The sequence below is a fragment of the Blautia hansenii genome, from assembly GCF_013304445.1.
Taxonomy (GTDB): domain Bacteria; phylum Bacillota; class Clostridia; order Lachnospirales; family Lachnospiraceae; genus Blautia.
Window position 1 is genome coordinate 1 of the sequence record NZ_JAAITA010000017.1, and the last position, 26,397, is coordinate 26,397.

Here is a 26,397-nt window from a genome sequence, read left to right on the forward strand (position 1 = left end):
AAAATGTAAAAGAATTTTCGATTCATGTGTTCTACTGTTCAGTTATCAAGGTTCCTGTCGTTTTGACAGCTTTGATATTCTATCATATCTCTTTCAGCTTGTCAAGAACTTTTTTAAAAAGTTTTTTCAGCCATTTGGCTGAGCTGTTCTTTTTTTCGACAGCCATACCAGATTATCACATCTGTATCGCTTTGTCAAGAACTTTTTAAAACTTTTTTATCGACCGAAGTCGTCTTTCAAAGTTTCTTTGTCGCTCACAGCAACTTTTATAGATTATCATATCTTCAATCGCTTGTCAACAACTTTCCAAAACTTTTTTTGTGACAGCAGAGCTGCCAGCGGAGAAAGAGGGATTTGAACCCTCGCACGGCGCGAACCGTCTACACCCTTAGCAGGGGCGCCTCTTCAGCCACTTGAGTATTTCTCCAACGCCTGAATAAGTAATTTATTCAATTTGCCTGCTCTATGTGAGCAAAATTGATTATACCTTACCAGACGCTTATCTGTCAATCACTTTTTTACTTTTTTTTTACTTTTTTATTTCTTTTTCTTTTTTTAATATCACTGTACCGAATTTATGCAGGGTTCCTCTATATTTTTCGCCCCAGGACGTGTACATTTCTGTTGAAAGTGGGAGTTCTATATCCTTGTCTGAAAAATTCTGTATGAAAATATAAACAGCTTTTTCATTCTCTCTGCTGCTGATTTCAATTTCCACAGGAATATCTTCCATAAAGAGAGGAATGTTACATTCCTTTACAATCTTTCTGTACAAGTCGTCATAAAACTGCTGTTCCATATCGGCACAAATATAGTATGCGTTGCCTTTTCCATAGTGATTTTCTGTCAATACAGGCATTCCCTTATAAAAATCTTCTCCATATACAAAATGTGCTTTTGCTCCCTGAAGCTTTACCAATTCACAGAGGTGTGTGCATTGGTATTCCTGCTGCATATTTACAGCCTCTGCAGGCTGTTTTCCCGGATTGCAGAACACGGCTCGGTTGGATTCCCAGTCATAGAGCCCGTCAATTTCCATGCTGCGCACTCCCATAACATCCATTAACCCATGCGGGGTTCCTTCCAGAAAACATAAGTCCGTGGAATCCACAATGCCGGACCAGTATGTCATAATAAACCGGCCTCCATTTTCTGTAAACCTGCGGACTTTCTCCTCAAATCCTGCGCGGAACATATAAAGCATAGGTGCAGCTACAATTTCATAACCCTCTAGTTCCTGCTCCATATCTATTACATCTACATCCAGTCCCAGTTTGCGGAACGCACTATACGATTTTTCTACCGTTTCTTTATAATACAATCCCTGATTTCGCGGTCCCTGGGCATTTTCCATGGCCCAGCGGCTCTCCCAGTCATATACAACAGCCACTTTTGCATAGGTATTACAGCCTGCAATTTCCTTTATCTTTGCCAGACTGTCTCCTACTTCTGTCACTTCTCTAAATACACGGGTATCCTCTCCCCCATAATGGTCAATGACTGCTCCGTGAAACTTTTCGCTGGAACCTCTGCTCTGGCGAAGCTGGAAATACAATACGCCATCCGAGCCATGTGCCACAGCCTGCATAGATGCCGCATGAAGCATACCCGGTTTTTTCAGCTTACTAACCGGCTGCCAGTTGGTTGCAGAGGGACAACTTTCCATAAGTAGAAAAGGTTTCTTCTGAATACTCCTCATAATATCATGCTGCATACCACTGTCCATAGCAGTAAGATATTCTGCTTTTTTATGCCACTGGGGATAATTGTCCCAGGAAATAAAGTCCACAGTATCTTTAAATTTATGGTAATTCAGCCCCTGGTAATCATACATCATATTTACTGTGGTTGGCTTATTGGAACCTGCGTCCCGGATAGCCTGAATTTCATGTTCTGTGAAATCAACGGTTCTGTCCGTGACAAAACGCTTCCAATCCAGATTTAGTCCGTGCAGGGCAGATTCTCCCCTGTCAGACGGACTTTCTATCTGTGAAAAATCCTGATATATATGACTCCAGAAAGTAGTTGCCCAAGCTTTGTTTAAGTTTTCAACCGTTTTATATTTTTCCTTCAGCCACTTGCGAAACTCTTCCTGACACAGAGGGCAGTGACATTCTCCTCCGTACTCATTGGAAATATGCCAGGCTATGACTCCCGGATGATTTCCAAACTGTTGTGCCAGCTTTGTATTGATGATTCTGACCTTTTCCCTGTATACGGGGGAGGTATAGCAGTGATTATGCCTTCCCCCGAACAGATTTCTGTGACGGTCTGCCTCTACCCGCAGCACTTCCGGATATTTATCTGCCATCCACTTTGGCCGGGCGCCGGAAGGTGTGGCCAAAATCACAGAAATATCATTTTCATATAACCGATTAATAATTTCCTGCATCCATGCAAAATGAAACTCCCCCTCATGAGGTTCCAAAACGGCCCAGGAAAAAATGCCCAGTGATACTTCGTTAATTCCTGCTTTTTTAAAATATGCAATATCTTTTTCCAGTATTTCCGGGAAATCCAGCCATTGTTCCGGATTATAATCACCCCCGTGAATCATTTTTCCGAACTGAACGTCTTTTTTCATAAATACTCCTATCAGATTCCCTTGAATCCAAACTTAAATTCCATCTTTTCGCTGACATTCAGCAGATATTCTTCATGTGTCTTAGCGCCCCAGCTGTCATCTCCGCCTACGCCCATCTGCTGTTTGGATACTCTTACCACCGTATAATGTACCTGCGGCAATTCAAAATCATGTCTGGCATTTTCCATTTCATGCGGTGTGTACGGAAGCGCAGAGAAATTCATACTGTCACCGGTGAAGAGCATGCCCCTTCCCTTCTTATCTGTTACAGAAGCCCAGCGAACCCCTGTTTTATTGCCGCATTCCTGTGGATTTAAGTATAAAGCCATATTATCCTGCACCTTATTTTCATAAATGCCCAGTTTTGCGCCTCTTCTTCTGTCCTCATAAGTCTCTTTCGGTCCCATACCGTACCAGGAAACATGGTCGTAATCCGCGTCAAGCTTAAATATTACGCCAAATTCCGGCATATCACCCAGTTCTTTGACCGGGTCATAGGTTAATGCAGTTTCAATATAGCCATCTGCATATACCTTATAGGAAAGCTGACATTCCGCTTCCGGTGTAGTTGGCATGAAATAGGTATAAGTTATCTGTGCATAATCTTCTTTTACTTCAATTTCCGGCATTTTACTATCCGGGTAACGTCCCTCTGAAGGTCTCTTGTGAGACAAATACAGGCTGGCCAGTTTCCACTGTCCATAGCGGGCAGGCATTAAACTTCCTTCGTCATTATCCGTTGGGGTTCTCCAGAAATTAGGCTTTGGAATCATTTTAATCATTTCCACGCCTCCATAACGGTAAGAAACCAGACCTCCGTTTAAGTAGGAAAACATCACTTCAAAGTTTTCTCCCCTGACACCGAAATTGTGAATGCTGCGGATAATGTTCATCTCGCCTCTGTGGGATTCCGCTTCTCCCTCTACTTTATAAACCGCTTCACCGAAAGCCACTTCATGTCCCCTCTTGGCCCAGAGTGTATCTTCTTTCAGAGTAAAGGAAACTGTGACCGTATACTCTCCCGGCAAGGTCTGTACCGGTACCGGAAGGACATAGATATCCTCACTTAAAGGCTCTGTATGGGTTTCCATAGGCACTTCCAAAATTTGCTTTCCATCTTTTTTGAGCATAACGGTACATTGGAAAGTATCTGTGTTTACAAACAGATTTTTATTGATAACCTTAACAGACTCCTTGTCTACCTGTGCAGTGATATTCTGATAGTTGAATTTGACCTCCTGCATTTTCGGGGAAGGATTTCTGTCCTTGCCATAAACAATACCATTTCCGCTGAAATTATAATCGCATGGATGCTCATCAAAATCTCCGCCATAGGCCTGGTATTCCCTGCCATAGCGGTCTTTCTTGTCAATAGACTGGTCAATATAATCCCAGATAAAACCGCCCTGATACAAAGGTTCCGTATCTGTCAAATCTGTATATTTGTGCATGGCCCCACAGGAATTTCCCATAGCGTGTGTATATTCGCAACAGATAAACGGCTTGCTTCTGTCTTTTTCCAGAAAAGCTTTGATGTCTTCCACTGTGGTGTACATCTGGCTTTCCATATCGCTGGTATCATTGTAACGCCTGTCATGCATAACCCCTTCATAGTGCACCAGACGAGTGGGGTCTTCCTTTCTGTAGAACTGGGACATCTCATAAATATCTTTTCCACCAAAGGATTCGTTTCCACAAGACCAGATGAGGATACTTGGATGGTTTTTATCTCTCTGGTACATAGAATTTACGCGGTCCAGCATCATAGAAAGCCATTCCGGTCTGTCACAGGGCACTACGCCGTCATATTCCCCGCTTCCCTCCTGAACAGTATCCCAGGAACCATGGCTTTCCAGATTGTTTTCTGCAATCATATAAAGTCCGTATTCATCACACAAATCATAAACCATAGTATCATTTGGATAATGACTGGTTCTGATGGCGTTAATGTTATTTTGTTTCATGGTGACAATATCTTTTACAACATCTTCCCTTGCAGCATGACGTCCTGTAAGAGAACTGAATTCGTGGCGGTTTACACCCTTAAAGACTATTCTCTTTCCGTTAAGCATCATAAGATTGTCTTTCATCTCAAAATGCCGGAATCCCACTTTCTGAGGAATCATCTCTTCCAACTCTCCATCTGTATTCCAAACCTCCAGAAGCAAATCATAAAGTACCGGTGTCTCCGCACTCCAGAGTTCTGGTTTTTCCACATTCATATGAAGAATTGTTTCCTGCTGCATTTCTTCTTCCAAAGTCTGCACAGCTTTCCCGTCCTTTGACAGAGTCAGGCGCACACGTCCTTCTTTAGATGCTTTGATTTTCACTTCCAAATCTGCCGCTGTATAAGTATCATTTAAGAATGTTCTGACTCTTAAATCTTCTACATGTACTTCCGGCACTGTGAATAAATACACATCTCTGTAAATACCGGAAAAACGGAAAAAGTCCTGGTCCTCGCACCAGCTGCTGCTGGTCCACTTAAATACCTGAGCTGCCAGCTTATTTCTGCCTTCTTTCATAAACGGTGTCAGATCAAATTCTGACGGTGTAAAACTGTCCTCACTGTATCCTACAAAAGAACCGTTCAGCCAAAGAGCCAGTCCGCTCTCCGCTCCCTGGAAAGAGATAAAGATTTTTTTGCCCTTCATGCTTTCCGGTACTTCAAAATATTTTACATAGCTGGCCACCGGATTAAAATGGGTGGGAATTTCTCCCGGCTTAATCTCTTCTCTTCCTTCCCATGGATACTGCACATTGGCATACTGAGGCACATCATAACCTTCCATCTGAATATGCGCAGGAACACGGATATCGTCCCAGGACAGACAGCAGTATTCTTCTTTTTCAAATCCCTGCACCGTGCTTTCATAATTCTTTGCATAGTGGAACTTCCATAACCCGTTCAGGCTATACTTAAAGCTTTCCTCCTGCTGCATCATAGCCTCGGCTGAGGAATAATATCTGTGGCTGGAATGTGCCGGCATACAGTTGTCTTTAAAATATTCCGGATTTTTCACCATGGAATAATCGAATCTGTTCATCTCATTTCCTCCTTGAATCGTGCGTAATTATAACTTTATTGTACCATTGATAAGGCTTTTGTTGTATGATATGTTTAGCTAAATAATATAACATTTTGAAACAGGAGATTCTTATGCCTATTTATTTCAGAAACACCCCTGTAAAACAGCCTTTCCTGTTTGATTCCATAGGATATGACTGGTATCAGGAGCCTATGAACCGTCCCAAGGGATATCCTCATTTTCATTACCTGCAAACCGAGCAGGGTATGGGACAAATACATATTCAGGGAAAACATTACACGCTGAATCCGGGAGAGGGGCTGTTTATCGCCCCTTTTGTGGGACATTCTTATCAGAGCATTTCAAAGGAAGAATGGCACACCTGCTTTTTTACTCTAACCGGAACTCTGGAAAGCAGTATCGGCAGGCTTTTGGACAACCAGCAGATTATTTGTGTCGAAAAAGAACTGGGAACTCTTCTGCGAAAGGAAATTGTCCGCATAGCGGGAAAATTTGAAACTCTTCCTGTAGATGCAAAATCCCTTTCTGTAGACTGTTACAGCCTTTTGATGCATTTCGTAGATGGCGGATACACCAAAGACTTGGAAAAAGAGGTTCTTTACAAACGTTATGTGGAGCCTGTGTTAAAGAGAATTGAAACAGATTATGCCTCAGAACTGACCATACAGGAATTAAGTCAACAGGTATATGTCACACCACAGTATCTCTCCCGTCTGTTTCGCCGCTTTCTGGACTGCTCTGCCTATGAATATCTGACAGCCTGCCGCATTAATAAAGCTAAGGAACTGCTGTTGACAGACAACAGCCTGGAGATACAGGAAATTGCCATTCGTACAGGATTTTCCGATGCCAGTCATTTCATTGCCATGTTTAAAAAGGCAGCAGGATTTACGCCCCGTGAATTCCGAAAAATTAACGGCTAAAAACAGGAAAGCGAAACCACAGTGTACAATCTGCGGTTCCGCCTTCCTGTTTTCTTTATTTTCCTTCATTCTCCTGAATGACTTTTTCAATGCGCCGTTTTACTTCTGCGGCAATCTCCACGGTCTTCATATCCTTGTACTCTTCATACAGCATAGGTTGCAGAATATGAACCTGTACCTTGATTTTCTCTATGGATTTCGTGTCAAAAGACTTGTAAGAGTCAATCAGAGCCACCGGAACAATGGGACATCTGGCTTTCGTAGCGCTTTTAAAGCTTCCCCCTTTAAATTCATGTACATGGTTGGGGTCCTTGGTCCTGGTTCCTTCCGGAAATATCAGGTAGTTCCTTCCCGATATAACTTCCTTTGTCACCTGCTGAATGACCTTCATGGACTGCCTTACATCTTCCCGGTCAATGGCATAGGCTTTCATACAGGCAAATACCTGCTTTAAGAACGGAATGTTCTGCACTTCTTTCTTCATGACCACAGAAAAGGGTCTGGGGCAGGCCTGCATAATGGCAAGCACATCAAACAGTCCCTGGTGATTCGGGAAAAGCATAAAGCCGTCCTCTTTCGGAATATTGTCCTGTCCATGAATGTCAATGACAATCCGTCCGCCCTTAATGGCGCGCCGGTCAATAAAACGAAGCATTTTATAACGCTCTTCCTCTGTATACTTCTCTACATGCCTTGCATAGTAACACAATTTAAACCACATAAAGGGCACCAGCAAAATGTTGTATGCCACCATAAGTAATATTCGTTTCACTGTCTTTCTCCCCTATCTGGACAATTCTTTAAACTTATTCTGCAGACTGTTCTCGTACTTTGGATTTTTTCTGATAAACGCCTCATATTCCTTTTCGTATTTCTTGTAGTCCTCTGTTTTCACAAATTCCTGATAATTTTCCCTGGATGCCTGGCTCATCTCGTCCGTCACATCTTTTGCCGGGACTGCATAATACTTCTTGTCCTTCTCCTTCACATAATAAAAGGACAGCGCCGGGACTTCCTGGATTTCTTTTTTTATCTCCACCTCATAATTGTACCAGACGTAAACCAGCTTTTTCTTATCTGCTGTTCCAAGAGTATCTGCTTTTTCAAATTTTACTTTATCTGCCTCATGGGCTTCAAAATACTTCATGTTGTAGTTCATCTCTTTTTGCACGGCGTCATCTGTCTTCTTATCCAAATCCAGACCAAAGCACTTTTTTACCGCCTCCCCATCTTGATTCTGATAAGCGCTGATGAGAGATTTCACTACCGCTTCCGGTGTTTTATGGCTGACCTTTGTACCGCAGCCTGCGAACAGAATTGCAGTACAAAAAACTGTCCCCAATACCAACCCTCTTATTTTTCTCATCTGTATACTCTCCTAACTTCTCCAATATCTGAAACTTCCTATTCCTGCACCGGTGTCTCCCCTTCTGTTTCCTCTGCAGGTGTTTCTTCCTCTTTCTCTCTGACCTTAGCAATACTTGCAACCGTAATATCATCTTTTAAATCCATCAGTTTCACACCGGAGGTAATTCTTCCCAGAATAGAAATTCCGTCACATTCCAGACGAATGATAATTCCCTCTGTAGTAATCATCATGATTTCATTGCCGCTGTTTACCGCTTTTACTCCGATGACATTTCCGGTCTTCTCCGTAATCTTATAGCACTTCACACCTTTACCGCCGCGGTTCTGACGGGTAAATTCCCCTATGGATGTTCTCTTTCCAAGTCCTTTTTCCGATACAATCAGCAGATAGTCTCCCTGACAGGTAAGCTGCATACCGATAACCTCATCATCCTCAATGAGATTAATACCTCTTACACCCATGGAAACTCTTCCTGTGCTTCGGACATCATTTTCATGAAAGCAGATACACTGGCCGAACTTGGTTACCAGGATAATATCCTTTTTGTTGTCTGTAAACTTCACTTCAATCAGTTCATCATCTTCCCGAAGAGAAATAGCTGCCAGTCCTGTTTTTCTCACGTTGGCATAGTCTTCAATCGGAGTCTTCTTCACCAGACCGTTTCGAGTCGCCATAAAGAGATAGCTTCCCGCCTTAAATTCCCGGATAGGAATAACTGCGCTAATCTTTTCATCCGGCTGTAACTGCAGCAGGTTGATAATTGCCGTTCCCCTTGCCGTACGGCTGGCTTCAGGAATCTCATAAGCCTTGATACGGTACACTCTTCCCGCATTTGTAAAGAACATGAGGAAGTGATGAGTGGTAGTCATCAGCAGTTCTTCAATATAATCGTCATCAATGGTGGACATTCCCTTAATTCCCTTGCCGCCTCTGTTCTGGCTGCGGAAATTGTCTACCGTCATTCTCTTAATATAGCCCAGTTTTGTCATGGCAATGACTGTATTTTCTCTTGGAATCAAATCCTCCATGGAAATATCAAATTCATCATATCCGATAGAAGTTCTTCTGTCATCGCCGTATTTGTCTGCAATGGTCAGAATTTCTTCCCGGATAACTCTCAGCAGCAGGTTTCTGTCTGCCAGAATTGCCTTTAATTCCTTGATTTTCATCTGCAGTTCGTTAAATTCCCTTTCCAGACGCTCACGCTCCATGCCGGTCAGCTGGTACAGACGCATGTTGACAATTTCCTGTGCCTGTACGTCGGAAAATTCAAAGGTTTCCATCAGAGTTTCCTTTGCTTCCACTCTTGTCTTAGATGCACGGATAATGCGGATAACCTCGTCAATTACATCCAGAGCCTTTAAAAGACCGGATACAATGTGGGCTCTTGCCTCTGCCTTATTCAAATCATACTGCGTTCTTCTGGTGACAACCTCTTCCTGATGTGCCAGGTAGTGTTTCAGCATTTCCAGAAGACTCATAACTTTAGGCGTATTGCCTACCAGCGCCAGCATAATTACGCCAAAGGTATCCTGCATCTGTGTGTGCTTGTAAAGCTGATTCAAAATGACATTGGCATTGGCATCTCTTCGCAGGGTAATACAGATACGCATACCTTCCCTGTTGGAATGGTCATTGATATCCGTAATACCGTCAATTTTCTTATCTCTTACCAGTTCTGCAATTTTTTCAATAAGTCTGGCTTTATTTACCATATACGGCAGTTCTGTGACAATAATCTGGCTCTTGCCGTTTGGCATGGTTTCAATATCCGTTACCGCACGGACTCTGATTTTTCCTCTTCCTGTCCGATAAGCTTCTTCTATGCCTCTTGTTCCCAGAATGGTTGCACCGGTAGGAAAATCCGGTCCCTTGACAATGGACAGAATTTCCTCTATCTCCGTCTCTCTGCCCTCTTCAATCTGGTTGTCAATGATTTTCACCACGGCCTGAATCACTTCCCGCAGGTTGTGAGGGGGAATGTTCGCCGCCATACCGACTGCAATACCGGAAGTTCCGTTTACCAGAAGGTTCGGGTATCTGGAAGGCAGCACCGTAGGTTCTTTCTCTGTTCCGTCAAAGTTCGGCACAAAGTCAATGGTATTCTTGTTAATGTCTGCCAGCATTTCCATGGAAATCTTGCTCAGACGTGCCTCTGTATAACGCATAGCCGCCGCACCGTCTCCGTCCACAGAGCCGAAGTTTCCATGACCGTCTACCAGCGGATAACGGGTAGACCAGTCCTGTGCCATATTTACCAATGCGCCGTAGATAGAACTGTCTCCATGAGGGTGATATTTACCCATGGTATCGCCGACAATACGGGCGCATTTTCTGTGTGGTTTATCCGGTCCGTTGTTCAATTCTATCATGGAATAGAGAATTCTTCTCTGTACCGGCTTCAGACCGTCTCGAACGTCAGGAAGGGCGCGGGAGGCAATAACGCTCATGGCGTACTCAATGTAGGATTCCTCCATTTTCTTCTGTAAATCTACTTCCTGAACCTTGTCAAAAATATTTTCTTCCATTTAGCTTCTCCTTATTGTTCCGGGTTATCAGATATCAAGATTCTTGGCATATTTCGCATTCTCTTCGATAAATTCGCGTCTCGGCTCTACCTTGTCTCCCATCAGGGTGGTAAAGGTCAAATCCAACTCAGAGGTGGAATCTTCATCCATGACAACACGCATAAGAATACGTCTTTCCGGGTCCATCGTAGTTTCCCAGAGCTGGTCTGCGTCCATCTCTCCAAGTCCTTTGTATCGCTGAATACTGCAGCCCTCCAGACCGATTTCAGACAGAATATCTGCCTGCTCTTTCTCGGTATAGGCATAGTAAGTCTTACGATTCTTTTCCAGCTTGAAAAGAGGCGGTTTCGCCAGGTACACATAGCCCTGCTTAATCAGTTCCGGCATAAAACGGTACAAAAACGTCAGCAGCAAGGTTGCAATATGAGCGCCGTCCACATCCGCATCCGTCATAATGATAATCTTGTGATAACGAAGCTTGGAAATATCGAAATCCTCATGAATACCCGTTCCAAAAGCGGTAATCATGGCCTTAATCTCCGCATTGGCATAAATCTTATCCAGGCGGGCTTTTTCCACATTCAGAATCTTACCTCTAAGAGGCAGAATAGCCTGTGTGGCACGGCTTCTGGCAGTCTTTGCAGAACCGCCTGCGGAATCACCCTCTACAATATAGATTTCGCATTTGCTCGGGTCTTTGTCCACGCAGTCTGCCAGTTTTCCGGGCAGAGACATACCCTCCAGCGCGGATTTTCTTCTGGTCAGTTCTCTGGCCTTTCTAGCCGCATCTCTGGCTCTCTGGGATAAAATAGATTTCTCCACAATGATTTTTGCCACGGACGGATTCTGTTCCAGATAAATTTCCAGCTGGCTGCTCACCACATTGTCCACTGCACCTCTGGCTTCGCTGTTGCCCAGTTTCTGCTTAGTCTGTCCTTCAAACTGCGGGTCTTCGATTTTTATACTGATAATGGCAGTAATTCCCTCCCGAATATCCTCCCCGGTGAGATTCTGCTCGCTCTCTTTTAACAGTTTGTTTTTTCTTGCATAATCATTAAAGGTCTTTGTAATGGCATTACGGAATCCCATAATATGAGTTCCGCCTTCCGGCGTGGTAATGTTGTTTACAAATCCGTAAGTGTTTTCCGTATAGGCATCGTTGTGCTGCATAGCCACTTCTACCATGACGCCGTCCTTGTTGCCCTCAAAATACAGAATATCCTCATACAAAGGGGTTGCACTTCGGTTCAGATACTGTATAAACTCTTTGATACCGCCTTCATAGTGAAAAACCGCCTGGATTTCTTCTTCCTCCCGCTTGTCTCTGGCAATGATTTTCAATCCCTTTGTCAGAAACGCAAGTTCACGGAAACGGTGCTTCAAAATATTAAAGTCAAATACTGTTTCCTCAAAAATTTCCGGGTCCGGATGGAAGGTAACCATAGTTCCGGTTTTCTCCTTTTCACACTCTCCTACCACCTGCAGGCTGTACATGGTTTTGCCCCGCTCATACCGCTGTCTGTAAACCTTTCCCTCATTGTAAATGGTAACCTCCAGCCAGGTAGACAGCGCATTTACAACAGACGCACCTACCCCGTGAAGACCGCCGGATACCTTATATCCCCCGCCGCCGAATTTTCCTCCTGCGTGAAGAATGGTGAATACAACTTCAACAGCCGGAATTCCTGCTTTATGGTTGATGCCTACCGGAATTCCCCTGCCGTTATCAATAACGGTAATGGAGTTATCTTCATTGACAGACACATCGATAGTATCACAATACCCTGCTAAAGCCTCGTCTACTGCATTATCTACAATTTCATAAACCAGATGGTGAAGTCCTCTTGAAGATGTGCTGCCGATATACATACCTGGTCTTTTTCTTACGGCTTCCAGACCTTCCAGAATCTGAATCTGGTCCGCGCCGTATTCTGTCTTAATTTCTGTACTCATGCATTTCCTCCTGTTTTCCGGTATTCACCGGTGATTTGGCGGTTTACGGACAATAAACATTTCCCTCAACCACTTTAAATATCTTATTTATGTGAAATCTTCTGTCAATAAAATCGTCCAGTCCCGTACAGGTTATCATCGTTTGCACCTGGCTGATACTGTTCAGAAGATAGTTCTGCCTGTTAGAATCCAACTCGGACAATACATCATCCAAAAGAAGAATTGGCATATCCTTGATTTTTCTTTTCACCATATAAATTTCAGAAAGCTTCAGAGAAAGCGCGGCTGTCCGCTGCTGCCCCTGAGAACCGTATTTGCGGATGTCCATACCGTTTATCTTTACACACAGGTCGTCTCTGTGGGGACCTGTAGAAGTCATCTTAAAACGGCAGTCTTTTTCCCGGTTTCCGGAAAGCTCTGAAAGAAAATGTTCACTGTCTGTACTTGGCTCATAAATCAGTTCAATTTTTTCCTTTCCGCCGGTAATCTTGCTATGTATTTCCTCAATAATGCCGTTCATCTCATCTAAAAAGGCTTTCCGCCCCTCAATCACTGCGCTGCCGTAGCTTGCCATCTGCTCGTCCCAGACCTCCAAAGTTGACATAAGAGACGGCTGAAAAGAAATATCCTTCAACAGCTTATTTCTCTGATTCAAAATCCGATTATAGCTGGAAAGGTTGGACAGATACAGTTTATTAAGTTGACATAATTCCAAATCCATGAACCTCCGGCGTTCACCTGGACCGTTTTTAATAATATTTAAGTCCTCCGGTGAGAAAAACACCAGATTCAGAATCCCAAAAAGCTCCCCGGCCTTTTTAATGGGAATCCCGTCAATGGCAATTCCCTTGGCCTTTGTCTTTTTCAGATGCATGTCAATTCTCCGGGAAATCCCGTTTTTGTTCACATACATACGGATATGGGATTCATCCGAGTCAAACTTTATCATCTCTCTGTCCTTGCTGCCTCTGTGAGATTTTGTGGTTCCGCACAGATAGACAGCTTCCAGAATATTGGTCTTTCCCTGGGCATTGTCCCCATAGAAAATATTGGTTCCTTTATCAAAATTCAGCGACAGCGTTTCATAATTTCTGTAATTCTTCAGCTCTATTGATTCGATATACATAGGCCACCCTTACTGCTTCCAACTATTTTATAATTTTTACTTCCTGCCCCTGGTAAGAAAGCACGTCTCCATCGTAAAGTTTGCGTCCTCTTCGGGTATCCACTTCGCCATTTACCAGAACTTCTCCGTCCTGAATGACATATTTTGCTTCCACCCCGTCCTGCACCAGGTTTGCGGCTTTCAAAGCCTGACCTAATTTAATAAATTCATCGCGTAATTTAATAGTTTCCATGTGTACTCCTTTTATCTGCTCACGGCATTGAAGTTAACCGGAAGAATCAGGTAAATATACTGCTGATTATCGTCCCGGATAAAGCACGGAGCCTTGGCATTCATCAGATAAATGCTGACCTCCTCATCATCAATGACCTTCAGTGCGTCAATCAAAAACTTAGGGTTAAAGCCAATCATAATGTCTTTTCCCTCTTTTTCAATGTCAATGTCCTCTTTCATGGAACCAACCTGAGAATCAATCTGCAGTTCCATCTGTCCATCCTGAATGTTAATGATAATCGGTTTTTTATCCCCTTCTTTTACAAACAGAGTGGCACGGTCAATACAATCTAAAAATTCTTTTTTGTTAATTTTTACTTTTGTTTCATAATCACTGGAAAGCATCTGGTCTACCTTGAAATACTCCCCTTCAATCAGACGGGATACCACCTTTGTGTCATCAAACTCAAAGAGAATGTGGTTGGCAGACAGATAAATATCTACCATATCTTCCAGTTCTCCGGATAAAATCTTGCTGATTTCGTTCAGTGTTTTTCCCGGAACTACTACCTTACGGTTTTCACATTCGTCCTGCAAGCCGATTTTCCGGATAGAAATGCGGTGTCCGTCCAGAGAAATTACCCGCAGCATATTGTTTTCAATCTGGAAAAGCTCTCCGGTCATCAGCTTATTGTTCTCATTTACTGCAATAGAAAAGATAGTCTGACGGATAATTTCTTTTAAAGTAAACTGTGAAACCCGTATACAGTCATTCTTTTCAATTAAAGGTAAATAAGAAAAATCTTCTCCTGATTTTCCGGGAATATTGAATTTTGCTTTTTCACAGGTAATGGTAGCATTTAATTTTTCATCTGTTTCAATGGTAACATCATTATCCGGAAGCTTGCGGACAATTTCAGAAAAGATTTTTGCATCCAGTGCAAGGATACCTTTTTCCAAAACCATACCCTGAACACGGGTTTCGATGGCAAGTTCCATATCATTAGCCGTCAGTTTGATGTCATTGGTTGCTGCATCAATAAGAATACATTCCAGAATGGGCATAGTTGTTTTTCCTGGTACGGCTTTCATGACAATGCTGACACTTTTTTGAAGTTCAGATTTTGGGCAAATTATTTTCATGTGTGAATAACTTCCTTTCTGTGTGAGGTGGTTAAATATAAAAATAAATGAATAACAAATCCGTAGTAATCGCCGTAGGGGCTGTGAATATGTGAATAAGTCCCGAAACCCGTGAAAATACGGGCTTTATGGGTATGGATAACTTTGTGGGTTCATGTTGAAGTTCCAGTGTAACGGCTGTTGATAAAAATGTGGGTAAAAAACCGTAAATTTTTTCAACAGAGTTGTCCACATATAATTCACACGATATTCACTTTACGTTGTGGATAAAGTTCAGGTTATTTTGAGGGGTTTATTTTCTTCTGTAAAATATCAATAATTTCTTTGGTGGATTCGGAGGTTTCCAGTTCCGCCTCGATTTTATTAATACCATTCATAATTGTGGTATGGTCCCTTCCTCCCAGGACTTTACCGATATTTTTCAGTGTGACTTCTGTCATATGACGGCATAAGTACATCACAATCTGCCGTGGAAATACGACTTTGGAATTTCGTTTGTTGCCGGTCAGGTCAGCAGGAGATAAGTCAAAGTGTTCTGCCACAATATCAATGATAAGTTCAGGGGTAACGATGCGCTTCTGATTAGGAGAAATAATATCTTTTAATACTTTTTCAGCTAAAGGCAGATTGATTTCGCTTTTTTCCAGATTGGCGTAGGCCATAATTTTGTTTAAAGCGCCCTCAAGCTCACGGATATTGGATTTTATATTTTTGGCAATGTATTCGATGACCGCATCGTCTATCTGATAACCGTCCAGTTCTTCCTTTTTCCTTAAAATCGCCATTCTGGTTTCATAGTCAGGAGAGGAAATATCTACAATTAAGCCCCATTCAAACCGGGAACGGAGACGATCTTCCAGGATTTCCATATCTTTTGGCGGCTTATCTGAGGATATGATAATCTGCTTTTTCGCACTGTGCAGCGCATTGAACGTGTGGAAAAATTCTTCCTGTGTAGATTCCTTTCCTATAATAAACTGAATATCGTCAATGAGCAGAACATCGATGTTCCGATATTTTTCCCGGAACTTGGACATAGTGGAATTATTACCATTACGAATAGATTCAATCAGTTCGTTGGTAAAATATTCACTGGTGACGTAAAGTACTTTGGCGTCGGAATTCTGCTGCAAAACATAGTGGGCAATGGAGTGCATTAAGTGGGTTTTTCCAAGACCAACCCCTCCGTAGATAAACAGCGGATTGTAGGATTCCCCCGGAGATTCCGCTACGGCCACGGACGCGGCATGTGCCATCTTGTTGTTGTTTCCTACCACAAAGGTGTCGAAGGTATAGCGGGGATTTAAGTTGGCTTTTGCAATATTTTCGTTGTGGTCAATGGGATTTGCCACGGCTTTTTCCTTGATTTCTTCCTCAATTTCATCTGGCAGAATAAAAGAAATTTCAAAATTTTCCCCAGTAGCTTCTGCAATCGCTACTTTTAAAGGCAGGAGATACTTCTTATTAATATAATCCAAAGCAATATTTTGGTTATTAATGTTGATAGTGACCACATTTCCCTCTACTTTATAAACCTTTAAGGGCTTCAGCCAGGTGGAAAAGGAAATATCGGACACATCATGTTCGACCTTAATCATATTTAGAATCTCTGACCATTTTTCCTGAATTATGTGCATTTTCAATTCTCCTAAATCGTATTATATGCCGGTTTTCAAACACAAAAATATATGATTGACTGATTACTTCATTCAATCATAGGCAAAAAAAAGTATTATTATCTATATAATATAATAAAAAACCGTTTTTATCAATGAAAAGTTGAAGAGAAATAGAAGAATTACGGCATTGGAGACGATGTGGGTATGTGGATAAGTGTATGGATACTATTAATATAGGAAGAAATATTCTGGTGAGTGTGAAAAAATTGACAAAATGTGGGCATGTTTGTATGTGGATAGAAATGTGTGGATAATGAGGATTGTCTAAAAATAAAAGATTGTGGAAAACCTGCAATGTGAAAAATGTGTATAAGGTAAAAAACAGAATCCACATGTCGAAAACCGTTGAAAAATAAGGCTTTTTAAGATTTTGGAAAAGGAGTATGTGAATATATGGTGAGAGTTATCCACAAGTTATCCACATTTTGTGGATAAACTTACGTAAACTTAAAAAATGTGAATAAGTCGGTGTATAAAAATATGGATAAAATTAGTTAAAAGAAAAAATTCGTAAAAGTCTGTGGAAAAGAAGTGGAGAGATGTGGACAACTGAAAAAAGAGAGAAATACACAGAAAAAATGCCAGAAAAACCGCAGAAATAGAAAGAAAGGCTTGACGAACACCGACTTTATGAATATAATTGAAATGATGTTTTATCATGCATAACTAGAGGTGACATCTGAATTAAACAATATCGGAAAGATGTCCATTAATATAAGGGAGGTGCCTTGAATATGAAAATGACATTTCAGCCAAAGAAAAGACAGCGTTCCAAAGTTCACGGATTCAGAGCTAGAATGAGCAGTGCTGGCGGAAGAAAAGTTTTAGCTGCTAGAAGAGCAAAAGGAAGAAAAAAATTATCAGCATAAGACCGCAGACATGTGGTCTTTTCTTCTCTTTGCGGTAAAGGATAGGGTATGAAATATTCGGAATCATTAAAAAAGAACAGAGATTTTCAGCTGGTTTATAAAAGAGGAACATCATTTGCGAATCGTTATCTGGTTATGTACATTAAGGAAAATCAGCTGAATCGTAACAGACTTGGTATATCTGTAAGCAAGAAAGTGGGAAATAGTGTAGTAAGACATCATTTGACACGATTAATCAGAGAGAGTTACCGTCTGAATGAGGAAAAATTTTGCTGCGGATATGATATAGTAGTTATTGTCAGAGTAAGTGGAAAAGAGCAGGGGTTCCATTCTTTACAGAGTGCCTTGCTGCATTTGGGAAAACTCCACAAAATAATGAGAAGTGAAGAGAATGAAAAAAATATTAATCATCTTGATTAAAGGATATCAGAAATATTTGTCGCCGCTTAAAAGCACACGCTGCCCTTATATTCCCACCTGTTCGCAATATGGGTTGGAGGCTGTTGAAAAATACGGAGCGCTCAAAGGGGGGCTTCTGGCAGCATGGAGAATTTTAAGATGTAATCCCTTTTCAAAGGGAGGGTACGACCCGGTGCCGTAGAGCACCGAAAGAAAATAGAAGGGTGACAAAAACAGAAGGAGGAAACTGTTTTGGGTGTGTTACTGACTAAGAGTACCATGCCGATTGTAAACTGGGTAGCAGAAGTGCTGGGCTGGCTTATGAACGGCATTTATAGTATCGGAGTGCATAATTTAGGTCTGTGTATTATTATCTTTACACTGATTATCTATGCTTTTATGACTCCGCTTCAGATAAAACAGCAGAAATTTGCAAAAATGAATGCGGTTATGTCCCCTGAATTGCAGAAAATTCAGAAAAAATACAGAGGAAAAAAAGATCAGGCTTCTCAGATGAAGATGCAGGAAGAGACTATGGCCATTTACGAAAAATATGGCGTATCTCCAACAGGAAGCTGTCTGCAGATGTTAATCCAGATGCCGATTTTCTTTGCTTTGTATCAGGTTATTATTAAGATTCCGGGATATATAGGCGGAATTAGACATGTCTTTGATGCAGCTGTTGCAAATATTACAGAGGTAAAGGGATATTCTCAGATTATCCTGGACTTTGTACAGGAACACGGCATTAAAAATGCCTACCTGCCATTAGAAGGAACGTTAACGAACAATCAGGTCGTAGACTTTTTATATGCACTGTCTCCCTCTCAGTGGGACCAGCTTGCAGATGTAAATAAATTCCAGGGCTTTGCTGATGTGTTGAATCAGGCAGCAGATAAACTGCATCCCATGCAGAATTTCCTGGGTCTGAACATTGCGGACAACCCATGGGCGCTGATTCAGTCCGGATGGAATTCTCATAGCTATGTGTTGATTTTTGCAGCAGTGCTGATTCCGGTGTTGGCATGGGCGACCCAGGTTCTGAACATGAAGTTAATGCCGTCTGCAGCAAGCACCAGTGACAACGGAGCTGCGTCCTCCATGGAAGCCACTATGAAGAGCATGAACATGATTATGCCTTTATTTACAGCATTTATCTGTTTCACATTCCCGGTTGGTATTGGTATTTACTGGATTATAGGTGCGGTTATCCGAAGCGTGCAGCAGGTTGTAATTAACAGACATTTGAATAACATGGATATGGACGAATTTATCCGTAAAAACAAAGAAAAAATGGATAAAAAGCGTGCCAAGAGAGGGGTTACTACCCAGAACATCAGTCAGCAGGCAAAGATGAGTGTTCGTAATATTGAAGAGCCAAAAAGAAAGACGATTACAGAAAAGAGCAATTCTGTGAAAAATACATCAGGCTACAGCACCTCTGTACCGAAGACAAAGCCGGGCAGTCTGGCATCCAAGGCGAACATGGTGGCACAGTTTGATGAGGCGCACAAAGGAAAAAAGAAATAAGGTAAGGGGGAAAGAAGATGGAATTCAAAGAGTTTTCCGCAAAAACTGTAGACGAAGCGATTACAAAGGCAAGTCTTGAATTTGAAACATCGAGTGAAAATCTGGAGATTCAGGTAATTTCTGAGGGTAAGACAGGATTTTTAGGCTTTGGTACAAAGCCGGCGATTATTAAAGTGAAAAGAAAAGAAATCCCGGTAAAAACCACAGAAGAAAAGAAGGAAACAAAAAGAGAAGTAAAAAACGCTCCTGTAAAAGAAGAGAAAAAAGAGACTGTTGTGAAGGAAGAGGCGCCTGCTAAAGAGCCGGAACGTGTACGGGAAGAGAGAAAAGCAGTGGTAAGAAGCGAAGAAGAAATTGCGGAAATCAAGGCTGAAGCTGAGAGATTCCTTACAGGAGTATTTAAAGCCATGGAACTTCCGGTAGAAATTAAGATGCAGTACAAAGAAGCGGAAGGCAATCTGGATATTGAATTTGTTGGAGAGGATATGGGAATCCTCATCGGTAAGAGAGGACAGACTCTGGATTCACTCCAGTACCTTACAAGTCTGGTAGTCAACAAAGGCAGACAGGGATATATCCGTGTGAAGCTGGATACAGAAGACTACAGAAACAGAAGAAAAGAAACGCTGGAAAATCTTGCAAGAAGCATTGCCTACAAGGTAAGAAAGACCAGAAAGACTGTATCTTTAGAGCCTATGAATCCATATGAGAGAAGAATTATTCACTCTGCACTGCAGGGTAACCGTTATGTGGAAACCTACAGTGAAGGAAATGAACCTTACCGTCATGTGGTAGTAAAGTTAAAAAACAGATAACAACATACAGTAAAACATCATTATTCTAGGTGAAAGCGTGAATAAGAAGGGTTATCCCTGCGCTTTTGCCTGGAATATTTTTTTAGGAGGGATTTTATGACAGATACCATAGCAGCAGTTGCTACGGCCATGACTGCGTCAGGAATCGGAATTATCCGTATGAGCGGGCCGGACAGCCGGAAGATTGCCGGTAAGGTATACCGCTCGAAAGGTGGAAAGAAAAGGATAGAAGAGGTGTCTTCTCACACCATAAATTATGGTTTTATCTGTGACGGGGAGGAAACCATAGATGAAGTTCTGGTCATGGTTATGGACGGTCCCAGAAGTTATACAGGAGAGGATACCGTGGAGATTGACTGCCATGGCGGTGTGCTGGCCATGAAAAGAGTGCTGGAAACCGTGGTGAAGTACGGGGCCAGACCGGCGGAGCCGGGAGAGTTTACCAAGAGGGCCTTTTTAAACGGCAGAATGGATTTGTCCCAGGCGGAAGCCGTCATTGACGTCATCAATGCCAAAAACGAGTATGCGCTGAAAAGTTCCCTGGGGCAGTTAAAGGGAAACATTCAGAAGGCCATTCAGGAAATCCGAGAGAGGATTATTTTTCAGATTGCCTATATTGAATCTGCCCTGGATGACCCGGAACACATCAGTATAGACGGGTACGGAGAGACGTTGGGAAAAGAAGTAGAACTTCTCAAGGAAAGACTGCAGCAGCTTCTGCAGACGGTACGGGAAGGGAAACTGATGAAAGAGGGAATTAAGACCGTAATTCTGGGGAAACCCAATGCGGGAAAATCTTCTCTTTTAAATATATTGGTGGGGGAAGAAAGGGCCATTGTCACGGATATCGCAGGCACAACCAGAGATATTCTGGAAGAAAGCATTGTGCTGCACGGCATTTCCCTTCGCATGATTGACACAGCGGGAATCCGCAGCACAGAAGATGTGGTGGAAAAAATCGGTGTGAAAAAGGCCATTGAATATGCAAAAGACGCGGATTTGATTCTGTATGTGGTGGATTCTTCTGTGCCGTTAGATGAAAATGACAGGGAAATTCTCGAGCTTCTGCAGGACAAACGCGCCATTGTTATTTTGAATAAAGCAGACCTTGATCCGGTGGTCACAGAGGACATATTGAGAAAGAAAACAAAGCATGCAGTAGTGTCCATTTCAGCAAAAGAAGAAGAGGGAATTGACCTTCTGGAACAACAGATGAAAGACATGTTTTTCGATGGGGAACTGTCCTTTAATGATGAGATTTATATTACCAATGTGCGTCACAAAGCGGCTCTGGAAGAGGCAAAAAGAAGCCTGGAACTTGTGGAAAACAGTATTCAGATGCAGATGCCGGAGGACTTTTTCTCCATTGATTTGATGAATGCGTATGAGGCGCTGGGCAGTATTATCGGAGAATCTGTGGGCGAGGATTTGGTGAATGAAATTTTCTCCAAATTCTGTACAGGCAAGTAAAACAAAGGAAAAATATAGAAAGGATAGGGACAGGAATGAGTGTATTAGAAGAAAATTATGACGTTGCCATTGTAGGGGCCGGACATGCCGGCTGTGAGGCGGCTCTGGCCTGTGCAAGGCTGGGACTGGAGACGATTATGTTTACGGTCAGTGTGGAAAGCATTGCGCTGATGCCCTGTAACCCCAATATCGGAGGAACATCCAAGGGACATCTGGTGCGGGAAATTGACGCGCTGGGAGGAGAGATGGGCAGGAATATTGACAAAACATTTATTCAGTCCAAGATGCTGAATGTGTCCAAAGGGCCTGCGGTACATTCTCTTCGGGCTCAGGCGGACAAGCAGGAATACACCAGAGAAATGCGGAAAACTTTGGAAAACACAGAACATCTCACCATTCGTCAGGCAGAGGTAACGGAGATTTTGGCACAGGATGGCAAAGTACAGGGAGTGAAGACCTATTCCGGCGCCCGGTATCATACAAAGGCTGTGGTGCTCTGTACAGGAACCTATTTAAAGGCCAGATGTATTTACGGTGATGTGAGTAATTATACAGGGCCAAACGGATTGCAGGCGGCCAATTATCTCACAGATTCCCTGAAAAAACTGGGTGTGGAAATGTTCCGTTTCAAGACAGGAACACCGGCTCGAATTGACAGAAGAAGTGTGGATTTTTCCAAAATGGAAGAGCAGTTTGGAGATGAGAAAGTAGTTCCGTTTTCTTTTTCAACCAACCCGGAAGACGTACAGATTGAGCAGGAATCCTGCTGGCTGACCTATACCAATGAAAAAACCCACGAAATTATCCGGAAAAATCTGGACCGTTCCCCTTTGTATTCAGGTATGATAGAGGGTACCGGTCCCAGATACTGCCCGTCTATTGAGGATAAGGTTGTAAAATTCGCGGATAAAAACCGTCATCAGGTGTTTATTGAGCCGGAGGGACGTTACACCAATGAAATGTATGTAGGAGGTATGTCCAGTTCTTTGCCGGAAGATGTACAGTATGAGATGTATCATTCCGTGCCGGGGCTTGAGCATGCGAAAATCGTGCGGAATGCCTATGCTATAGAGTATGACTGCATCAATGCCAGACAGCTGTATCCCACACTGGAATTTAAGAACATCAAGGGCCTGTTTTCCGGCGGTCAGTTTAACGGAAGTTCCGGATATGAAGAAGCAGCGGCTCAGGGTCTTGTAGCCGGTATAAACGCGGCTATGGAGGTATTGGGAAAAGAGCAGATGATACTGGATCGTTCCGAGTCTTATATTGGTGTGCTCATTGATGATTTAGTGACAAAGGAAAACCATGAACCTTACCGTATGATGACCAGCCGGGCTGAGTACCGCCTGCTGCTGCGTCAGGACAATGCGGATTTGCGTCTGCGGGAAAAGGGATATCAGGTGGGACTGGTCAGTCAGGAACAGTATGATTATATTCAGTGGAAGAAAGAAAAAATTGCAGAAGAAGCAGAGCGCATGGAACATGTGCATGTAGGAGCAGTAAAAGAGGTGCAGGAGCTTTTGGAAAAATACGGAAGCACACCGCTGAAAAACGGAATTTCCCTGGCAGATTTAATCCGAAGACCGGAATTGACTTATGACATTGTGGCGCCATTTGATAAAAAAAGACCGGAATTGCCGGATGATGTAAGAGAACAGGTCAACATCAACATTAAGTATGACGGCTATATTAAGCGGCAGTTAAAGCAGGTAGAGGGATTTAAGAAGCTGGAAACAAAGAAACTTCCGGAAGATATGGATTATGATGCTATCAGTGGCCTGCGTATTGAGGCCAAACAGAAATTAAAAGAATACCGTCCGGTTTCCGTGGGACAGGCTTCCCGTATTGCAGGAGTGTCTCCGGCAGATATTTCCGTGCTGCTGGTTTATATGGAAACTTACAGACGAAACAGATAAGGAGACCTATCATGAATTATGATTTAACCCTTCTGAAACAGGCATGTGAAGAATACAAAATTAGCCTGACAAGTGAGCAGGAACAGCAGTTTATACAGTATTACGAGCTTCTGACAGAGTGGAATAAAGTAATGAATCTCACGGGAATTACGGAGTTTGAGGAGGTTTTGGTAAAGCATTTTGCGGATAGTCTGTCCATTGCAAAGGGACTGGATATGGAGAAAATTCACACCTGCATTGATGTGGGGACAGGAGCCGGATTTCCTGGAATCCCTCTGAAAATTGCATTTCCGCATTTAAAGGTGACGCTGCTGGATTCCTTGAATAAACGCCTGAATTTCTTAAATGAAGTTATCAGCCGGCTGGGACTTGAAGAAATCGAAACCGTTCACGGGAGAGCAGAGGACGGAGCACGCAGGGCAGAACACAGAGAACAATATGATTTGAGCGTGTCCAGAGCCGTATCCCGTCTGGCGTCCTTATGCGAGTATTGTATGCCTTATGTGAAGGTAGGAGGAGTATTTGTATCCTACAAAGCAGAAAAGGCGTCAGAAGAGCTTACAGAGGCCAAAAAAGCCATATCCGTACTGGGCGGAAAACTGGAAAAGGAAGTGACCTTTCAGCTTTGCCGGACCGATATGGAAAGAGATTTGATTGTTATTAAAAAGGTGAAGAATACCCCGAAAAAATATCCGAGAAAAGCAGGAACACCTACAAAAGAACCTATCTTATGACAAAAAGTGAGCATGCTCGATTTTTACGGTTAAGCATGCTCACTTTTATACGAAAAATCATTTCTGATTTCACAGAAAAAACACATTCTCGTCTAATTTTTATCACAAATTCCCCATAGAATAAAAAAGTCAAAGTAGCTTTATTGCGCTTGTACATAAATCAAAGGAGGGACAGTTTTGATTGAGGTAAGAAATCTAGTCAAAAAATACGGCAGTCATATGGCGGTAAATCATTTGAATTTTACCATAGAGAAAGGGAAAATTTACGGTTTTCTCGGTCCTAATGGTGCGGGAAAGTCCACAACCATGAATATGATTACCGGATATATTGCGTCTACAGAAGGAGAGATTCTCATTGACGGACACAATATATTGGAAGAACCGGAAGAGGCAAAGAAAAAAATCGGATATTTGCCGGAAATTCCACCGCTTTATGTGGATATGACAGTCAGCGAATACTTGAAATTTGTAGCTGAACTGAAATCAATACCAAAGGAGAAGAGAAGCGGAAATATCAATGAAGTTATGTCAACTACAAAACTGCAAAGTGTAAAGGACAGACTGATTAAAAATCTTTCCAAAGGATACAGGCAGAGAGTGGGACTGGCGCAGGCTCTTCTGGGTTATCCGGAAATTATTATTTTAGATGAACCTACCGTAGGTCTGGACCCGAAACAGATTATTGAAATCAGGGATTTGATTAAGAGTCTGGGAAATAAGCATACCGTTATTTTGAGTTCTCATATTCTTTCTGAGGTCAGCGCAGTATGTGATCATGTGCTCATTATAGACAAGGGAAAACTGGTGGCCAGTGACACACCTGAAAATTTGAGCAAGGTTATGGCAGGGGCAAATTCTCTGGAGCTTACGGTGAAGGGAAAAGAAGAGGTCATCCGAAAGGCTCTTGATATGGTAGAAAATATTGAAGAGCTTGTCTACCACCAGTCCATGATAAAAGACGCATGTGACTTTACAGTGAAGATTGCCGGAAATCAGGATATGAGAGAGAATATATTCTTTGCCCTGGCGGAAGTGAAATGTCCAATTCTGAAAATGCAGTCCAGTAATATGAGTCTGGAAGAAGTATTCTTAAAACTGACAGATGATGGAAGAAGCATCAGTTCGGAAGTGGATGAGATGTTTGAAGCGGATACTTCGGAAAATCTGGCAGAAGATAGCGATGCTGAGAGCGGAAAAGAGGAGGAGAAATAGTATATGCTGGCAGTTTATAAAAAAGAATTGAGAGGGTATCTTACCTCCATGATTGGATATGTGTTTGTGGCGTTTATTTTGTTAATACTGGGCATTTACTTTACTGCCTATAATCTGCAGTATGCAAGTCCGGATTTTGGCGCTACACTGAATTCTGTAACCTTTATCTTTTTGATTATTACACCGATTTTGACAATGAAAATACTGGCTGAAGAGAAAAAAAATAAGACTGACCAGCTTCTTCTGACAGCTCCGGTATCAGTTTGGAAAGTAGTTTTAGGCAAGTATCTCAGCATGGTTACCATGTATTTGATTCCGGTAGTGATAGCAGGTTTTTATCCTTTGATTATGGGAAGATACGGTACGGTGTCCTATGCAATGGCTTATACAGCGCTTTTGGGATTTTTCTTTCTGGGATGTGCACAGATTGCCGTAGGAATGTTTCTGTCTTCTGTGACAGAAAGCCAGGTGATTGCTGCAGTTCTTACTTTTGGCGTTTTGTTTTGCAGTTTTATGATGGATGGCATTACCAGTTTCTTTTCTGATACGGCCATAACTTCTATGATGGCCTTTCTGGTGTTAGTGATTATTCTGGGTGTGATTATTTACCAGATGACAAAGAGTGTCGTCCTTTCTGCAGGGGTCAGTGGGGTTTTGGCGGTAGTCACCCTGGTGGTTTATATTATAAAACCAACGGTTTATTCAGGACTGATTCAGAAAGTGCTGGGACTTCTAGCGATATCCAATCAGTTTGATAATTTTGTAGGCGGTATTTTGGATATGACAGGTATTCTTTATATGTTTTCCGTTATCTGCATTTTTGTATTTCTGACCATTCAGTGTATACAAAAACGGCGTTGGAGCTAAGGTAAACTTATTTT

General features: G+C 42.4%; 21 protein-coding genes and 1 tRNA gene. 11 read left to right on the forward strand and 11 right to left on the reverse strand.

The window, feature by feature from the left end; all coding sequences use genetic code 11:
• Positions 1-339: 339 nt before the first annotated feature.
• The 3 genes from G5A70_RS11645 to G5A70_RS11655 all read right to left on the reverse strand — a co-directional run bounded on the left by G5A70_RS11645 (position 340) and on the right by G5A70_RS11655 (position 5,631).
• Positions 340-427 (reverse strand) — tRNA-Ser (locus tag G5A70_RS11645).
• 102 nt (positions 428-529) lie between these two features.
• Entirely contained in the window at positions 530-2,584 is a 2,055-nt protein-coding gene (locus tag G5A70_RS11650) for a beta-galactosidase (RefSeq protein WP_173749810.1), read from the reverse strand.
• A gap of 11 nt (positions 2,585-2,595) precedes the next feature.
• On the reverse strand, positions 2,596-5,631 hold the full coding sequence (locus G5A70_RS11655; RefSeq protein WP_173749811.1) for a glycoside hydrolase family 2 TIM barrel-domain containing protein: 3,036 nt from the start codon (positions 5,629-5,631) through the stop codon (positions 2,596-2,598).
• Positions 5,632-5,744: 113 nt separating this feature from the next.
• Between G5A70_RS11655 and G5A70_RS11660 the strand changes: the two genes are divergently transcribed.
• Positions 5,745-6,557, forward strand: coding sequence for an AraC family transcriptional regulator (locus G5A70_RS11660; protein ID WP_173749812.1), 813 nt, complete (start codon positions 5,745-5,747; stop codon positions 6,555-6,557).
• 55 nt (positions 6,558-6,612) lie between these two features.
• On the opposite strand, the gene G5A70_RS11665 is transcribed toward G5A70_RS11660, so the two are convergent.
• The 8 genes from G5A70_RS11665 to dnaA form a co-directional block, all read right to left on the reverse strand.
• Entirely contained in the window at positions 6,613-7,329 is a 717-nt protein-coding gene (locus G5A70_RS11665; protein WP_173749813.1) for a lysophospholipid acyltransferase family protein, read from the reverse strand.
• A gap of 12 nt (positions 7,330-7,341) precedes the next feature.
• On the reverse strand, positions 7,342-7,923 hold the full coding sequence (locus G5A70_RS11670; RefSeq protein ID WP_173749814.1) for a hypothetical protein: 582 nt from the start codon (positions 7,921-7,923) through the stop codon (positions 7,342-7,344).
• A 38-nt stretch (positions 7,924-7,961) separates the two neighbouring features.
• Complete coding sequence (gene gyrA / locus G5A70_RS11675; RefSeq protein WP_173749815.1) at positions 7,962-10,454, reverse strand: DNA gyrase subunit A; 2,493 nt, start codon at positions 10,452-10,454, stop codon at positions 7,962-7,964.
• Between the two features lie 27 nt (positions 10,455-10,481).
• A complete protein-coding gene (gene gyrB / locus G5A70_RS11680; RefSeq protein ID WP_173749816.1) occupies positions 10,482-12,407 on the reverse strand; it encodes a DNA topoisomerase (ATP-hydrolyzing) subunit B in 1,926 nt (641 codons plus the stop codon).
• A 43-nt stretch (positions 12,408-12,450) separates the two neighbouring features.
• Positions 12,451-13,533, reverse strand: coding sequence for a DNA replication/repair protein RecF (gene recF / locus G5A70_RS11685; RefSeq protein WP_173749817.1), 1,083 nt, complete (start codon positions 13,531-13,533; stop codon positions 12,451-12,453).
• Positions 13,534-13,555: 22 nt separating this feature from the next.
• Entirely contained in the window at positions 13,556-13,765 is a 210-nt protein-coding gene (locus G5A70_RS11690; RefSeq protein ID WP_173749818.1) for an RNA-binding S4 domain-containing protein, read from the reverse strand.
• Between the two features lie 11 nt (positions 13,766-13,776).
• On the reverse strand, positions 13,777-14,889 hold the full coding sequence (gene dnaN / locus G5A70_RS11695; protein WP_173749819.1) for a DNA polymerase III subunit beta: 1,113 nt from the start codon (positions 14,887-14,889) through the stop codon (positions 13,777-13,779).
• A 278-nt stretch (positions 14,890-15,167) separates the two neighbouring features.
• Positions 15,168-16,526, reverse strand: coding sequence for a chromosomal replication initiator protein DnaA (dnaA, locus tag G5A70_RS11700; RefSeq protein ID WP_173749820.1), 1,359 nt, complete (start codon positions 16,524-16,526; stop codon positions 15,168-15,170).
• Positions 16,527-17,302: 776 nt separating this feature from the next.
• Here dnaA and rpmH point away from each other — a divergent pair.
• The 10 genes from rpmH (at position 17,303) to G5A70_RS11750 (ending at position 26,383) form a co-directional block, all read left to right on the forward strand.
• Positions 17,303-17,437, forward strand: coding sequence for a 50S ribosomal protein L34 (gene rpmH, locus G5A70_RS11705; RefSeq protein ID WP_003021823.1), 135 nt, complete (start codon positions 17,303-17,305; stop codon positions 17,435-17,437).
• A gap of 48 nt (positions 17,438-17,485) precedes the next feature.
• Positions 17,486-17,857: a ribonuclease P protein component gene (rnpA, locus tag G5A70_RS11710; RefSeq protein WP_173749821.1), complete on the forward strand. Its 372-nt coding sequence runs from the start codon at positions 17,486-17,488 to the stop codon at positions 17,855-17,857.
• Positions 17,829-18,038 carry a membrane protein insertion efficiency factor YidD gene (gene yidD, locus G5A70_RS11715; protein ID WP_173749822.1) on the forward strand — a complete coding sequence of 70 codons (210 nt, stop codon included), beginning with the start codon at positions 17,829-17,831 and terminating at the stop codon, positions 18,036-18,038. The genes rnpA and yidD overlap by 29 nt, the downstream gene beginning before the upstream one ends.
• 56 nt (positions 18,039-18,094) lie before the next feature.
• Positions 18,095-19,366, forward strand: coding sequence for a YidC/Oxa1 family membrane protein insertase (locus tag G5A70_RS11720; RefSeq protein ID WP_308781666.1), 1,272 nt, complete (start codon positions 18,095-18,097; stop codon positions 19,364-19,366).
• A gap of 17 nt (positions 19,367-19,383) precedes the next feature.
• Positions 19,384-20,181: an RNA-binding cell elongation regulator Jag/EloR gene (gene jag, locus G5A70_RS11725; protein ID WP_173749823.1), complete on the forward strand. Its 798-nt coding sequence runs from the start codon at positions 19,384-19,386 to the stop codon at positions 20,179-20,181.
• Positions 20,182-20,277: 96 nt separating this feature from the next.
• Complete coding sequence (mnmE, locus tag G5A70_RS11730; RefSeq protein ID WP_173749824.1) at positions 20,278-21,651, forward strand: tRNA uridine-5-carboxymethylaminomethyl(34) synthesis GTPase MnmE; 1,374 nt, start codon at positions 20,278-20,280, stop codon at positions 21,649-21,651.
• A gap of 35 nt (positions 21,652-21,686) precedes the next feature.
• A complete protein-coding gene (mnmG, locus tag G5A70_RS11735) occupies positions 21,687-23,570 on the forward strand; it encodes a tRNA uridine-5-carboxymethylaminomethyl(34) synthesis enzyme MnmG (protein ID WP_173749825.1) in 1,884 nt (627 codons plus the stop codon).
• Between the two features lie 11 nt (positions 23,571-23,581).
• Positions 23,582-24,304 (forward strand): 16S rRNA (guanine(527)-N(7))-methyltransferase RsmG, encoded by a 723-nt coding sequence (gene rsmG / locus G5A70_RS11740; RefSeq protein ID WP_173749826.1) that lies wholly within the window; start codon positions 23,582-23,584, stop codon positions 24,302-24,304.
• A 177-nt stretch (positions 24,305-24,481) separates the two neighbouring features.
• On the forward strand, positions 24,482-25,516 hold the full coding sequence (locus G5A70_RS11745; protein ID WP_173749827.1) for an ABC transporter ATP-binding protein: 1,035 nt from the start codon (positions 24,482-24,484) through the stop codon (positions 25,514-25,516).
• 3 nt (positions 25,517-25,519) lie between these two features.
• Complete coding sequence (locus tag G5A70_RS11750) at positions 25,520-26,383, forward strand: ABC transporter permease (RefSeq protein WP_173749828.1); 864 nt, start codon at positions 25,520-25,522, stop codon at positions 26,381-26,383.
• The last annotated feature ends 14 nt before the right edge of the window (positions 26,384-26,397 follow it).